At 63.8% G+C, this 13,326-nt stretch carries 11 protein-coding genes; 6 read left to right on the top strand and 5 right to left on the bottom strand.

The genetic code is table 11. The features are described from left to right. Positions 1 to 16: 16 nt before the first annotated feature. Both AB4Y68_RS01730 and AB4Y68_RS01725 read right to left on the bottom strand, forming a co-directional pair. Complete coding sequence (locus AB4Y68_RS01730) at positions 17 to 757, bottom strand: NYN domain-containing protein (protein ID WP_441453500.1); 741 nt, start codon at positions 755 to 757, stop codon at positions 17 to 19. A gap of 67 nt (positions 758 to 824) precedes the next feature. Next, positions 825 to 1,163, bottom strand: coding sequence for a hypothetical protein (locus AB4Y68_RS01725; protein WP_441453499.1), 339 nt, complete (start codon positions 1,161 to 1,163; stop codon positions 825 to 827). A 378-nt stretch (positions 1,164 to 1,541) separates the two neighbouring features. Between AB4Y68_RS01725 and AB4Y68_RS01720 the strand changes: the two genes are divergently transcribed. Beyond that, positions 1,542 to 2,963, top strand: a complete 1,422-nt coding sequence (locus AB4Y68_RS01720; protein WP_441453497.1) for an MFS transporter — start codon at positions 1,542 to 1,544, stop codon at positions 2,961 to 2,963. A 35-nt stretch (positions 2,964 to 2,998) separates the two neighbouring features. Beyond that, the gene (locus AB4Y68_RS01715; protein WP_441453495.1) at positions 2,999 to 4,159 is read left to right on the top strand and encodes a M20 aminoacylase family protein; all 1,161 of its coding nucleotides are present in this window, start codon (positions 2,999 to 3,001) and stop codon (positions 4,157 to 4,159) included. Between the two features lie 169 nt (positions 4,160 to 4,328). Here AB4Y68_RS01715 and AB4Y68_RS01710 read toward each other — a convergent pair whose 3' ends face one another. After that, complete coding sequence (locus AB4Y68_RS01710) at positions 4,329 to 5,726, bottom strand: amino acid permease (protein WP_441453493.1); 1,398 nt, start codon at positions 5,724 to 5,726, stop codon at positions 4,329 to 4,331. A 165-nt stretch (positions 5,727 to 5,891) separates the two neighbouring features. Here AB4Y68_RS01710 and AB4Y68_RS01705 point away from each other — a divergent pair, with 165 nt between their 5' ends. From AB4Y68_RS01705 to AB4Y68_RS01690, 4 genes are all read left to right on the top strand, one after another. Then, positions 5,892 to 6,515 (top strand): alpha/beta hydrolase, encoded by a 624-nt coding sequence (locus AB4Y68_RS01705; RefSeq protein ID WP_441453491.1) that lies wholly within the window; start codon positions 5,892 to 5,894, stop codon positions 6,513 to 6,515. Between the two features lie 300 nt (positions 6,516 to 6,815). Beyond that, complete coding sequence (locus AB4Y68_RS01700; protein ID WP_441453489.1) at positions 6,816 to 7,832, top strand: transferrin-binding protein-like solute binding protein; 1,017 nt, start codon at positions 6,816 to 6,818, stop codon at positions 7,830 to 7,832. A gap of 68 nt (positions 7,833 to 7,900) precedes the next feature. Next, entirely contained in the window at positions 7,901 to 9,181 is a 1,281-nt protein-coding gene (locus AB4Y68_RS01695; protein WP_441453487.1) for a surface lipoprotein assembly modifier, read from the top strand. A 388-nt stretch (positions 9,182 to 9,569) separates the two neighbouring features. Then, the gene (locus tag AB4Y68_RS01690; RefSeq protein ID WP_441453485.1) at positions 9,570 to 9,950 is read left to right on the top strand and encodes a hypothetical protein; all 381 of its coding nucleotides are present in this window, start codon (positions 9,570 to 9,572) and stop codon (positions 9,948 to 9,950) included. Here the strand turns inward: AB4Y68_RS01690 and AB4Y68_RS01685 are convergent. Next, positions 9,947 to 10,885: a hypothetical protein gene (locus tag AB4Y68_RS01685; RefSeq protein ID WP_441453483.1), complete on the bottom strand. Its 939-nt coding sequence runs from the start codon at positions 10,883 to 10,885 to the stop codon at positions 9,947 to 9,949. The two genes, AB4Y68_RS01690 and AB4Y68_RS01685, sit on opposite strands and share 4 nt — an antisense overlap. Continuing rightward, the gene (locus tag AB4Y68_RS01680) at positions 10,885 to 13,326 is read right to left on the bottom strand and encodes a hypothetical protein (RefSeq protein ID WP_441453481.1); all 2,442 of its coding nucleotides are present in this window, start codon (positions 13,324 to 13,326) and stop codon (positions 10,885 to 10,887) included. Before AB4Y68_RS01680 ends, AB4Y68_RS01685 begins: the two co-directional genes overlap by 1 nt.

The following is a 13,326-nucleotide window of genomic DNA, read 5'->3' as shown; positions in this document are numbered from 1 at the left end:
GATCAGGTCGCGGGGTCTAGGCCTTGTCGCGAATCCGCATCGACCCGCCGTTGCTGGTCTGGACCTCGAACCGCCCCGTGGCGCGAATGAGATCCGACAGCTTGGGGTAACCGTAGCTGCGCTGGTCGAAATCTGGGTACGCGTTCCGGAGGCGATCCCCCAGGCCGCCGACCGCTACCCAGCCGTCGCCGTCCTCGTCCATGTCGGCGATGACAGTGGCGACGAGCCGTGCGGCTTCCGACGCCGGGCGGCGCGCGTCGGACGACCTGAGCGAACGCCCCGCAGGCGCCGCCCCTTCGGGAGCTGCAGAGACGCTGAGGTTTTCAGTATAGATGAACCTGGTGCAGGCTTGGCGGAAGCTCTCTGGGGTCTTCTGCTCTCCAAACCCGTAGACCGCGACGCCTTCCTCGCGAATTCTCGAGGCAAGGCGCGTGAAATCCGCGTCCGAAGACACAAGGCAGAAGCCGTCGAACCGACCGGAGTGCAGCAGGTCCATGCCGTCGATGACTAAGGCGATGTCTCCGGAATTCTTCCCTTTGGTGTTGGCGAAGTTCTGCTGGGGCTGAATGGCGAACCTCGCCAGAACCTTGGTCCATCCGCTCAACTGGGCGCTGGAGAAGTCGCCGTAAATGCGGCGGGCCGACGCCTCTCCGAGCGTGGCTATCTCGGTAAAGAGGGTCTCCGCTATACGGGCGGAGGCGTTCTCCGCATCGATCAGCACGGCCAGACGAGGCGCATTAACCTGAGAAGACATCATCAACTAATACCAAAGCGCCGCCGCCTCGACTCGAGGGGGCTGACCGAACTGCAGGCTGGCGCGCAACTCAGGCGGCGATCAAACGCAAGGACGGCGACGGGGCCGCAACGGCGTCAAGCGAATCGGCGATTCGGGTCAGGAAGACAAGGCGCCGTTCCGCCGCCTGCACCGGATTTGCATCTTTCAACATGACCCGACCGGTGAATTCAGGCGCCACATCTCGAAGCCGGCGGATCAGGGCGTCCAGATGCCCGGGACCCTTGCGCGCATCCATGATCGCCGCGTGGGCGCGAGCGTCGGCAAGACGCTTGTCGACGGCGGCATGGACATCCTGGCCGAGCTCGGACCGGCCGGCCATCTGCACGAAGTCATGGGCGTAAAGGCGGACGTAGGCGTCTTCGATCATGTGGGAACCTCGGGAGGGGCGGGGTGGGGCGGCTGCGCCGATACAAGGGCTAGAAGTCCTTGTGGCCCGCATTAGTCCTGTGAGATGGGGATGATAGGGCTTTGGCGCAACCATCAGGCGACGATCCGGCGCCGCGCAGTAGGTGCCTCTCAACTTTGCCGGGTTAACCTGACAGTGCTGTCAGATCACCTTGGCGAGCCAGCGGAACGGAGTGTCGGGCCTGGCAGTTCAGCTATCCGGTAGAGTGACGAAAATTCCAGGGCTCCTGCGCCCAACACCTTCTCGCTCTCACCTTGCCGATCCTTGCCTGCGAACAGACGGTAAAAGGAGGCTTTTGTGGACCCCGCCGCAACAGAGGCTTACCGCGGCAACGATAGGTTGCTGTACGGAATTATCCTGGGCGTGCTCGCATTCTGGCTGTTTGCTCAGACGACGCTGAACATCGCGCCCACCATGGCCGCCAACCTGCATCTCGAGCAGTCCTTCATGAACATCGCCGTCTCCATCACGGCGCTGTTTTCGGGGATTTTCATCGTCGTCATCGGCGGCCTGGCCGACCGGGTCGGCCGCGTGAAGATGGTGATGTTCGGCTTTGTGTTCTCGATTGTCGGCTCGCTGCTGGTCGGGCTGGCGCCGTCGGGGTCGCTGGGCGGCTCTTTCCTGATGGTGGGCCGGATATGCCAGGGCCTGTCGGGGGCCTTCATCATGCCGGCCTCGCTGGCGCTGGTGAAGGCATACTGGGACGGGGCGGAACGCCAGCGCGCCATCTCGCTCTGGTCCATGGGGTCGTGGGGCGGTTCGGGTTTTGCGGCCTTGTTCGGCGGGCTCATGGCCCAGAACATCGGCTGGCGCTGGATCTTCATCATCGCCGCCATCGTGTCGCTGATCGGCATGCTGATGGTGCGCGGCACGCCCGAGAGCAAGGCTCCTCCGAAAGAGGGTTACAAGTTCGATTTGCTCGGCGTGCTGACCTTCATGATCGCCATGGTGGCGCTGCAGATCTTCGCGACCCAGGGCGGGCAGTTCGGCTGGGCCAGCCCGGCCTCGCTGGGCTTGCTGGCCGCAGCGCTGATCTTTGGGTTCGTCTTCTACAAGATTGAAAGCCGCAATTCGAACGCCTTTGTCCAGTTCGGCTTGTTCAAGAACCTGACCTTCACCGGGGCGACGATCTCGAACCTGCTTCTGAACGCCACGGCGGGGATCATCATGATCGCCATGCTGGTGCTCCAGGAGGCCGGCGAGATGACAGCCCAGAAGGCCGGCTTGCTGACTATCGGCTACGCCGTCACGATCATGGCGTTCATCCGCGTCGGCGAGAAGCTGCTGCAACGCTTTGGTCCGCGCAAACCAATGCTGTGGGGCAGCTATATCGTCGTTCTGTCGGTCCTCCTGCTGATGCCCACCAACCTGATGCTGGGGACCTATACGGTGCTGGCGATCATCTCGTTTTCCCTGTTCGGCTTGGGCCTCGCGTTCTACGCCACGCCCTCGACCGACGCGGCGATGTCGAACCTGCCCGAAGACCAGGGCGGCGCCGGCGCCGGGATTTACAAGATGGCCTCGTCGCTCGGCGCGTCCTTTGGCGTGGCCGTCTCATCGACGATCTACACGGCGATCGCGGGTCGTAACGAAGGCGTGCGCTGGATCGAGGGCGTGATCACCTTCACCGGCAATCAGACGAACCTCGCCTCGCGCGAGGCTGCGTTCTTCGCGCTGCTGGCCAATCTGGTGATGGTGGCGGTGGCGATCCTTTCGATCCTGATCACCGTGCCCAAGGGCAAGGCCGCCGATCGCGGCTGACCCATCCGGCCTTTTTCATGAAGGAGACGTGAGAGATGACCGCCATCGTCCAAAGGCTGGAACAGAACCGCAGGCTGATGACCGAATGGTTCGAGCATATGCATCGCCATCCCGAACTATCGATGCAGGAAACCAGCACTGCGGATTATATCGCGGAGACGTTGCGCGGGTTCGGCGCCTATGAGGTTGAGACCGGCGTCGGCAAGAACGGCATCGTCGCCTCGCTGAAAGTAGGCGACGGCGACGCGGCGATCGGTCTGCGGGCGGACTTCGATGCGCTTCCCATCCAGGAGCAGAACGACCTGCCCTATAAGTCGAACGTCGATGGCGTGGCGCATCTGTGCGGCCATGACGGCCATTCCGCTATGCTGCTGGGCGCCGCGAAGCACCTGGCCGAGACGAAAAACTTCAACGGAACCGTCCGCCTGATCTTCCAGCCGGGCGAAGAAACCATGCAAGGCGGCCCTGCCATGATCAGCGACGGGCTGTTCGAGCGTTTCCCCGTCGACGCCGTCTTCGGCATGCACAACATCCCCGGCCTCGAGAAGGGCAAGTTCTACTTCCGACCCGGCCAGATGATGGCCTCCGTCGACAACTGGGAGGTCGAGATCATCGGCAAGGGCGGCCATGGCGGCGTGCCCGAACAGACCATCGACACCGTCGTGGCCGGCTCATCCATCGTCATGGCTATCCAGAGCATCGTGTCGCGCAACGTGGCGCCGGCGCGCCCCGCCATCGTCACGATCGGCGCCTTCCTTGCGGGCAATGCCGGGAACGCCGTGGCGGGCAACGCCATCCTGCGCTTTTCGGTCCGCACCACCACGCCCGAGGACCGCGAGCTGGTGCTCGGCAACATCCGTCGAATCGTCGCCCACCAGGCCGAGTCCTTCGGCTGCACCTCGGAAATCCGGGAAGGCGTGCCCGGCGCGGTGCTGGTCAACGACGCCGGCGAAACCGAAAAGGCCGCCCAGATCGCGCAGGCGGCTTTTGGCGAGGATCAGGTGGTCTATCCTGGCCCGTCCTTCCTGGCGTCCGAGGACTTCGCCTTCATGCTGCAAAAGAAGAAGGGGACCTACTGCTTCCTGGGCGGCGGCCCGGGCAAGATGGTCCACCATCCCGAATACTATTTCGACCGGGAGATCCTGCCCGTTGGCGCGGCCTATTGGGTGGCGCTGACCGAGAGCTATCTTCGGTGATGAATTCCACGTCCCGGCCTCCGGGTCATCCTGACAGCGCGGTTCAGGGTCGACCTGGTGGAACGGGGCGTCGGATTTGGCCATAAGGCCACGCTATCCGCTCCGGTCAGCGTCGCTAGCCGGTTGGCCTGACAAGGGCGGGGGCGGTACTGTCCGAGTTTTCGACCGTCTACTTCCCCGCTAGGCTGTGGCGACGGCCATAAGCCAGGTAGAGGCCGACCCCCGCCAGGTTCCAGATCACGAACCATACCTGGGTTTTCTGCGGCAGGCTGGCGAGTAGATAGAGGCATCCTGCTATGGCGATGGGGCCGACGACCCAGGCGAGCGGCGTACGGAATCCACGCGGAGCCTCGGGCGCACGACGGCGCATGATCAGCATGCAGAGGGCCACGGCGCTGAAGGCGACCAGGGTGCCTGCGTTGGCCAGGGCGACGATTTCATCCAGCGGGAAGAAGAGGGCGATGACGCCGACGACCGCGCCCGTGAACAGGGTGATGCGCACCGGCGCGCCGCTCGACGACACCTTGGACAGGCTGTGCGGCAACAGGCCGTCGCGGGCCATGACGAAGAAGATCCGGCTCTGGCCATAGAAGAAGGCCATGATCACGGTCGGCAGGGTGATGACGGCGGTGACGGCCAGGAAATGGGCGGCGCCGGGCTGGTTGATCTCGCGCAGGATCAGGGCAAGTGGCTCGGGGCTGTTGGCGAAGCGGGTGAATGAGGTCGCGCCCAGCGCAGCCAGGGCGATCACCGTGTAGATGGCCGCGCAGGCCAGCATCGAGCCGATGATGCCGATGGCCAGATCACGTTTTGGATTGCGGGTCTCCTCGGCGGCGGTGGCGATGGCGTCGAAGCCGTAGAAGGCGGAGAAGATGATGGCGGCGGCGGCCATGACGCCGCGTTCGACACCGTCGGCGCTCATGTTGCGAGCAAAGCCAAAGGGGCTGAACGGCTCCAGGTTGGCGGCGTTGAAATGCGGCAGGGCGAACCAGACGAAGACCGCCAGCGCCGACAGCTTCACCACCACCAGGATCATGGTCAGGCTGGCGCTCTTGCGCGTGCCGGCGATCAGCAGCCCTGCGACCACGGCGATGATGAAGAGGGCGGGCAGGTTGGCGACGCCGCCGGCATGGGGGGCCTGCATCAGGGCCATGGGGACGCCCAGCCAACTGTTCAGCAGCGGGGCGGCGTAGCCCGACCAGCTGACGGCCACGGCGCTGACCACCAGGCTGTATTCCAGGATCAGGCTCCAGCCGATGATCCAGGCGACGACCTCGCCCATGACCACATAGCTATAGGTATAGGCGCTGCCCGAGGCGGGGATCATGGTCGCCATCTCGGCATAGGCCAGGGCGGCGCAGGCACAGACGAAGCCGGCGATCAAGAAGGACAGAAGGACCGCAGGCCCGGCCTTGTCGGCGCCGATTCCGATCAGGGTGAGGATGCCGGTGCCGACAATGGCGCCGACGCCCATGGCGATCAGATGCGGCCAGCTCAGGGTGCGGGCGAGGTCATGCGCGTCCTGAGCATTGGCTTCGATGCGCTTGCGTACGTTCCAACGGCCCATTCGGGGTTCCTGTGGGGGGAGGCGTCATATTCGACGCCCAGAATGCTAGGCCTCGAAGGCCCGATCGTAAAAGATCGAAGAGGTTGCCTGCCATACCTAAACGGAACATGTGTTGCCCGCTTCGCCCGGATAATCCTTCAACGCCATTTCGGTTGGAGAAAGACCATGATCGACATGAGCGACTCCCTTGTCATTTTCCTGCACGGGGTCGGCAGCAGCGGCGCCTCCCTAGCGCCACTGGCGAACGTCTGGACGAAAGTTCTGCCCGGCGCCGCCTTCGCCGCTCCGAACGGTCCCTTCCCGTTCGATCAAGGCGGCGCCGGGCGGCAGTGGTTCAGCGTCGCCGGCGTCACGCCAGACAATCGCGCCGAGCGCATCGTTTCGGCGCGCGCGGACCTTGACGCCGTGATCCAGGGATTGGTCGCTGATCATGGCCTGGAACAGCGGCTTGATCGGGTCGCCCTAGTGGGCTTCTCCCAGGGGACGATCATGGCCCTCGACGCCGTCGTGACCGGCCGGTGGCCGGTAGGCGCCGTTGTGGGCTTTTCCGGTCGGCTGGCCAGTCCCAAGCCATGGCGGCCGTCGCCGACCCCCGTCCTGTTGGTCCATGGCACGGCGGACACCGTGATTCCTTATGGCGAAGGGCAGGCGGCTGCCGCCTCTCTGGCCGAGGTTGGTGTGCCGGTCGAGACTTTCTGGGTCGAGGGAGGGCGGCACGAGCTACAGGCGGCTGGAGTTGGTGCAGCGGGACTGTTTCTTGCAAAGGCGCTCGGCGAGAAGGCGCGCTGAAAAGGCGAACCGCTATCTGGCCGGATTGATGGTCTCAAGCCATTGATAAGGACCTGAGCTTTGCCACCCCTCTAGAAATGCCGCGCTCCCAAATCTCTATTATGGAAACAATAGTTCCTGTCATGATCTATTGTTCGCGCAGAAAAATTCTGCTGAACGTCGAGAATCTGATCTCTTGCATCCTGTCGCAGGCGATTTAATCGTCCTCCATCCGTCTCATCGAGACAAACTATGCTTGAAGATGGTGCGGGCCGATCTTAGGGTCGTCTATGGTGTAGGCCATTGGGTATGGCTAGCGAAATGCGCCGCCTGAGCAGCGGTGACGGCGCCTTCTCGGGCTATGTTACGGTCGGATCTTCCAAGGCCAATACGGCGGGCGATATCTCGGGGCGCTTCTTCGGTCCGGAGAGCGAAGAGGTGGGCGCCAGTTTCAGCGCATCGAACTCGGACGGCGCGACCGCCGTCGGAAGCTTCACGGGACAGCGTGCTGGGGCGGCTGGCGTGAACTTGCGGATGACGGAAATCGTGGTCCCCCAACTGTTCTATGCGAGCGGACGCGCCCTTTTGGTCAGCAAGGCCACCCCCTCGAACGCTGTTCGAAGCGTGTCGCAGATCCCGTTGATCGGCCAGTTCAATGATCGGACTAATGGCAACTTCAGCTTCGGCCCCGGCCTATCGTCGATGGCAGGAGGCACCTTCACCTCTGGGGACATTGTCGCAGGCGACGACGCCAGCTTCGTCCACTACAGGAAAACCTTCGGCGATCGAGAGGTGCAACTCCAGTTGTACAAGCTCGGATCGGCGAACTCGGAACTGGCGCTGACCTACGTCGGCCTGGGTCGGTGGGCCAGCCAGGTAGTTGAAGTCGCGGAAGTTCAGCTTCAGCGGCACCACTTCGTTTACGGACTGGTGACACGCGACAGCATGCTGACCCGGCGCACGGGCAGCGCCCGCTACGAAGGGGGCGTCTATGGCGCCGGAGCCAATCGGACGACCGGGGCCATGTACGATGTGGGCGGCACGTCGAACTTCGACGTGGATTTCTCAAAACAAACCTATACGGGGGCCCTGGTACTGAACGGCAAGACGCAGGGACAGCCGCTTGATTTCGGTCGTTACGAATTCGGCGGGCGCCTCTTCTGGAATGGCAACACCGGCTCGATCATCGAAGGGAATGCGGAGATCGGCCAGATCAACACCCGCTTCTACGGCCCGACCGGAGAAGAACTGGCGGGCGATTTCCACATCTATGCACCCGGGCGCGTGCAGGCCGGAGGGCTGGTTATCAACGGCGTGACCGTGGCGCGTCGTAAGTGACGCCGAAAGGAGGCGGGCGAAGCGTCCGCTGGCATCGTAAGGCTTGCTGGGGGCTAGCCGCAGCAGCCTTGATCGCCGCCGCCCCTGGCGCCGTCAGGTCGCAGGACGTGGTGGAGGGGGTCCGCGCCGCCCAACTCTTCGCGCTGGCCGATGCCCGAATGGCGGTGGGTCAGGCCGTGGACGCTCTCGTCATTTACGAGGCGCTCGCCAGGGACGCCGACGCCGATATTCGGGCCGAGGCGCGCTATCGGCACGGGCTCCTGCTGGCTGACATGGGCCGATATTCCGAAGCTGCGGTGATGTTCCGCGCCCTGCTGGACGAAAAACCGGACGTGCTGGTGGCCCGGCTGGAGTTGGCGCGGATGCTGGCCGCCTTGGGACGTGAGAAGGACGCGCGGCGCGAACTGCGTCAGGCCCGGGCCTCGGGCGTGCCGGAAGAGGCCGCCGCCATGGTCGATCATTTCGCCCGGGCCCTGCGCAGCGAAAAGCGCATCGGGGGCGTCTTCGAATTCGCCGTCGCCCCCGACAGCAACATCAATCGCGCGACTGAAGCCCGGACCCTGGACACGGTCATCGCGCCCTTGACCCTGTCTGACGATGCGCGGGCGCGCTCCGGAGCCGGGCTTCGCAGCATGGCTCAGGTCTTTGGGCGGATACCCATGGCAGAGGGGTGGTCGGTCCTTCCGCGCGGGGCCGTGCAGGGCAGCGTCTATCGGCAGAGTCAGTTTAATGATGTCTCCGCCTCGGCGCTTCTGGGCGTGGAGCGGCGGGGCGAACGCAACCGCTTCACCGCTTCGGTCGGCCAGACCTGGCGCTGGTTCGGAAACGAGCCCTCCGCTCAAACGTCGGCGTTGGCGTTCGACTGGGTGCGGGCGATGGACGCACGATCGCAGCTGATCACCTCATACAGCGTCAGCGACGCTCGATACGACACCAACGCCCTCCAGGATGGAAACATCTACGACTTGTCGGCGGCCTATGAGCGGGCGCTGGACGCGCGCTCGGGCGTCTCCGCTTCTGCCTCGATCACCCGACAAGGCGCTGTCGATCCCGGCTATGCGACCTGGGCGGGGGGGCTGACCCTGGGAGGGTGGCGCGAGACGCGATGGGGGACGGCCTTTATCTCGGCGGGCCTGCGCCGTACAGAAGGTGACGAACGGCTGTTTCTCTTTCCCGATAGGCGTCGCGAGTGGCTCGCCACGGGCCGCCTCGGCATGACTTTCCGCTCCCTGACGGCTTACGGTTTCGCTCCGACTGTCCGCATCGCCCTAGAGCGTAACGATTCTACGGTTGGAATTTACGACTATCGTCGGGTGGCTGCCGACATCGGCGTGTCGCGGGCGTTCTGACAATGGTTCATCGTTAGGAATTAGCGGAAAGACTGCCGCAAGGAGGCTTGGTCGCGGGGACTATTGGAATCTGCTTCGAAGCAACGAGCCAATGTCCAGACCCTACGCTGAGCCGATTTGCACCCCCCGAGCCACAGCAGGGCGGGGGCAATCGTCAGTCAGCGACTGACGGCGTGGCGGTGCTGCCAGTCCAATGCGAACGTGTCTCCAGCAGGTGCGGCGCCACCGTCACCCCGTTTCGCTTGGCAGAGCTTGAGAGCATGGCGGCGCATCCGTGATTGTCCAAGGGCCGGTTGGGGGCGCGAGCGTTGGGCGGGCAATAGATCCTTAAGCCTAGAGGAGCATTCTACAGGCGATAGCTCGGAGCCTGCTGATGAATTCCCGAACAATGCGGATAGCCGCCGCTGTTGCCGTGAGCGTTTTGGCTAGCGGCGCTTCGGCGCAGTCCGCGCGCTTCGAGGGGAGCGTGCAGCCCATCTGCACCGTCAAGACGATGTCCGGTGGCGCAGCCCTGTCATCCGAGCTGGCGGTGTTCTGCAACGTGTCAGACGGAGCGACGCTTTACGCCAGCCTCGTTGGCGAGGGCGCTCAGGGCTATGTCTTGGTTCTGGACGGTCAGGAAATCGCGATGGACGCGCAATCGGAATCGGTCGTGCGACGTTACCCCACGGCGGTGTCGCGTCGTGAAACCGTTATGTTGCGGAAGCTATCCGAGGATGCGGTGGAGACGCCGCCCCAGTTGAGCTTCCGCATCGTAACCGGCGGCTAACCTTCAGGCACGACGCGAATGGTGATCTCGTCGGAATAGCGGCCGGCGCGCGCTGCGCCGATTCGACCGATGCGGACGTTCAGGGTATCGGTCGCTCCCGACATTTCCGTGGCGCGGAAGGACGATGTGCGTGTCTCGCCCGTGCCCAGGGCCACCTTGGCGCCGCCGAAGGTGACCGCATAGGGAATCTGGGAGGCGCGCCCCAGGTTCTCGTGCCACAGCGCTCCGCCGTTCAGAGACCTGAAACTGATGGCGTATCCGTCATTGGATTGAACCAGCACGCGAAGGTTGGCTTGTTCGCCCTCTTGAAGTGTGTCGAAATCCAGTTGCCGCGTGCGAACGCCGGCATCGTCGCGTGCGCTGGAAGCAGGAATGCCGCCCTCGAACAGCAGGATGGTCATGGCCGATCTGACCGTTGTCGCCAGACGCGCTGGGCGCTCCACGACAAGCATGCCGTTCTCAGTATCGAACGCCCGCACCAGCAGCGTGGTGTCATATACGCCTGAAGGCACGATCTGGTTCGGCGAAATCCTCACGGAAAATCCGAGGACCTGGACGCGACCCGGGGTCAAGGAAAAGGGCACTGCATTTGCCGGCGAGGGTGTTTCGGACTGCGGGCTAACCAGGTCCGACTGTCCGCTTGACGAGGTGAGGCGGTAATCGAGCGTGTCGCCGCCGTAGCCCCGCAAAACTGCCCGGCCGTCGCCGTTCTGCAGCGAAAGGTAGCCGCTGCAGTCGTCCTCGCCGTCGTTGCGGATCATCACGGAAAAATCGGTCTGATAGGTGGAGCGTTCGAAGGCGTCGTAAGCCGCGCCGCCGGCCCCCATCAGATTGACCGTCTCGATCGGGTCCAGGCTCAGCCGGCACGCCGCATGAGCTTGGGCCGAAACGAGGCTCAGGGCGACGGCGACTGGAATGGCCATGATATGCATCATCAGTCTGCGCTTCCTATCTGCTCGCCGACGTTTACGAATCCTGACGCATCCGCCGGGATGGTGATCTGAACCTTGAGCTTCCTGTCAGGGAAGTCGAGGATATAGGTATTGCCCTGGATGAGGCCCGACAGGCTGAAACGACCTGCGCGGTTCGTGAATATCTGCTGCGGCAGGAAGCCCCGATCCGTCGTCGAGGACGCGGAGCCGACCGCCAGCCCCAGGGCCCCGCCGTCCTTGTCCAGGACCACCCCCACCGCCGAGGCCAGTCTGGCGCTGCCGATGTCGACCAGATAACCGGAGCGATAGGGCGGGAAGAACTCCATAGATCCCACGCCGATGTCGTAGCCGACCGGAAGATCGGTCACGTCATAGGGCAGACGCGCGATGGAATAGGATCCCAGGTCGGACACTACGGCCGGGCCGAGCGGGCCAGACCGCGCCCGGTCGCCCTGGCGCTCCCGGCCCGGGGAGACGACGATCGTGCGCCCTTCCAGAGCCGGATGTCCGCGGACGATGGCGAACGAGTCCCGGATCGGGCGCGACACGGCAAACTGATTGCCGGCGAACGCTAGCCCTGAGGCGAGATTGAGCGTCGTGCGCCCTCCGCTAGAGGAACGCTCGCCTTCGATCACCTGGGAATAGCCGGCGGAGGCTTCGAACCGGTTCGCCGTATAGTTCACAAAACCGTCCGCGACAGCATCCTGGCTGTCGGCGCCGCTGACAGAAGCATTGCCGGTCAGGGTGCCGATGCCGCCAAACTGGTTGCTGAAGGCGTAGTCGGCGAGATAGCGACTGTCGCGCGTATCGAAGCTGGTGGAGGCGCGCCCGCTATATCCGAACGACTTGGATAGACCGAAACGCACAGCCGCCTCGCCTTCGCCCTGCGCGTCGCTCCGGTAGTCGGTGGAGGCCCGCAATGTGACGTCGGGGCGATAGCGGTAGGCGAGCGACAGAGACGCCTCAGGACCTTCCCGACCCGTTCTGCCGATCCGGGAATATCCCAGAGAGGCAGTGAAGTTGTAGCGCTCGAACCCGAAGGAGTCGCCATAACGGATGGCGGTGCGGAAGGTCTCGCCCAGGTTAAACAGCGCATTGTCGCCGTACTCAGATGATCGGTATTCGATGAAGCCGTCGATTTGGCGGTTCCGCGCTTCCCAAGCGTCGGGAAGTTCGGGCTGTGCGGTCATCAGTACGGCAAAGCCGGTGTTTCCGGCGCTCTGGCTGATCGAGATGTCGGTCGAGAAGCGGCCCAGGGCGGTGGCGCCCGTCGCCTCGCCGCCGATCAGCCACTGATCGCGAAAATACCGCCCGCTGATCCCCAGCGTCAGCGCGTCAGAGATGCCGCGACGATAAAATCCGGACACGAGGGCGTCGTTGAAATCATATTCGATCCGTCGAGACAGCCGCGTCGCCGCAACGCCGGCGGTGAAATCCCACTGACTGAGCCCCGTGCGAAGAAGATTGGAATCGAAAAAGCTGGTGAAGTTGAAGGCGGTAGTCTGGCCCAGATCGTTTCTGGCTTCGATGCGGACGTCGTTGGCCCCGTCAGTCAGAGGGAAATTGGTTAGGTCATAATTGCCGGCGGGCAGGCGCACCTGCCTGAGGACCGCGCCGTTGACGATGATATCGACGTTCGAGGCTTCATTCAGGATGAAAGACTGCCGCCCCGTCGGACGCGAGGACTGGAAGGGATCGAAGGTTTCGACGTTTCGTACGGCGGATACGCCCAGCACGTCGACCGAGCCTATAAACCCGCGCGATGTGCTGAACAGGTCGCCGGCGGAGACGCGAACGCCTGCTATCGGGAAGTCGCGGGTCACGCGGGTGAACTGGCGGCTGAGCGATCCGTCTTCGTGTCCCCCGGTGGCAAGCACTGAGGAATTCTCGATCGCAAAACCGCCCCATCGCACGGCGCCCTCGAACAGGACAGCGCCGCTGGTGCGGCTGCCGCTGAAGGCAGGATTGTCGACGACCGAGATGTTCGTGTTCAGATAGGCGGTGAAATCTCTAGGCGTCTGACGCGAGCGATCGGGTTCAGGCACTCGACCAGGGGCGGCCAGAGCGATCTCCGTGCGTCCTCGCTGGTTCGCCGGCACATCGAGTCGCAGGGCCGCCTTCTGAGCGTCAAACCGGATGGGCAGGCCTAGTCTTGCGGCCTCTTCCGGGCCGATTTCTCCGAGCGTGGCGACTTGAGGCTCGAGGAGCGCGAACTCTTCAGCGGAATAGACCGGCCGAAGGATGGGGATAAGCGCCGCAGCCGATATCCGATAGGCGCCCGTTCCGTTGACCCTTGCCGACACGGTGCCGATCGGCCGATCGCCGTCGAAAACCGGAACAGTGATAGGCACGAGGCGCTGCGGCGGGGCGATGTCTTGGTCAAGGACCTCGGAGTTCGCCGGAGAAACGGCCAGTAGCGACGCCGCAACGCCAAGGGCGATCAT

The sequence above is a fragment of the Brevundimonas sp. 2YAF1 genome, from assembly GCF_052114745.1.
Taxonomy (GTDB): Bacteria; Pseudomonadota; Alphaproteobacteria; order Caulobacterales; family Caulobacteraceae; genus Brevundimonas.
Note: the sequence above shows the minus strand (reverse complement) of the source record. Positions and strands in the feature narration are given on the sequence as shown.

Coding starts and splice junctions, on each gene's coding strand:
- AB4Y68_RS01730 (WP_441453500.1), bottom strand. CDS start 757: ATGATGTCTTCTCAGGTTAATGCGCCTCGTCTGGCCGTGCTGATCGAT.
- AB4Y68_RS01725 (WP_441453499.1), bottom strand. CDS start 1,163: ATGATCGAAGACGCCTACGTCCGCCTTTACGCCCATGACTTCGTGCAG.
- AB4Y68_RS01715 (WP_441453495.1), top strand. CDS start 2,999: ATGACCGCCATCGTCCAAAGGCTGGAACAGAACCGCAGGCTGATGACC.
- AB4Y68_RS01710 (WP_441453493.1), bottom strand. CDS start 5,726: ATGGGCCGTTGGAACGTACGCAAGCGCATCGAAGCCAATGCTCAGGAC.
- AB4Y68_RS01705 (WP_441453491.1), top strand. CDS start 5,892: ATGATCGACATGAGCGACTCCCTTGTCATTTTCCTGCACGGGGTCGGC.
- AB4Y68_RS01700 (WP_441453489.1), top strand. CDS start 6,816: ATGCGCCGCCTGAGCAGCGGTGACGGCGCCTTCTCGGGCTATGTTACG.
- AB4Y68_RS01690 (WP_441453485.1), top strand. CDS start 9,570: ATGCGGATAGCCGCCGCTGTTGCCGTGAGCGTTTTGGCTAGCGGCGCT.
- AB4Y68_RS01685 (WP_441453483.1), bottom strand. CDS start 10,885: ATGATGCATATCATGGCCATTCCAGTCGCCGTCGCCCTGAGCCTCGTT.
- AB4Y68_RS01680 (WP_441453481.1), bottom strand. CDS start 13,326: ATGATCGCCCTTGGCGTTGCGGCGTCGCTACTGGCCGTTTCTCCGGCG.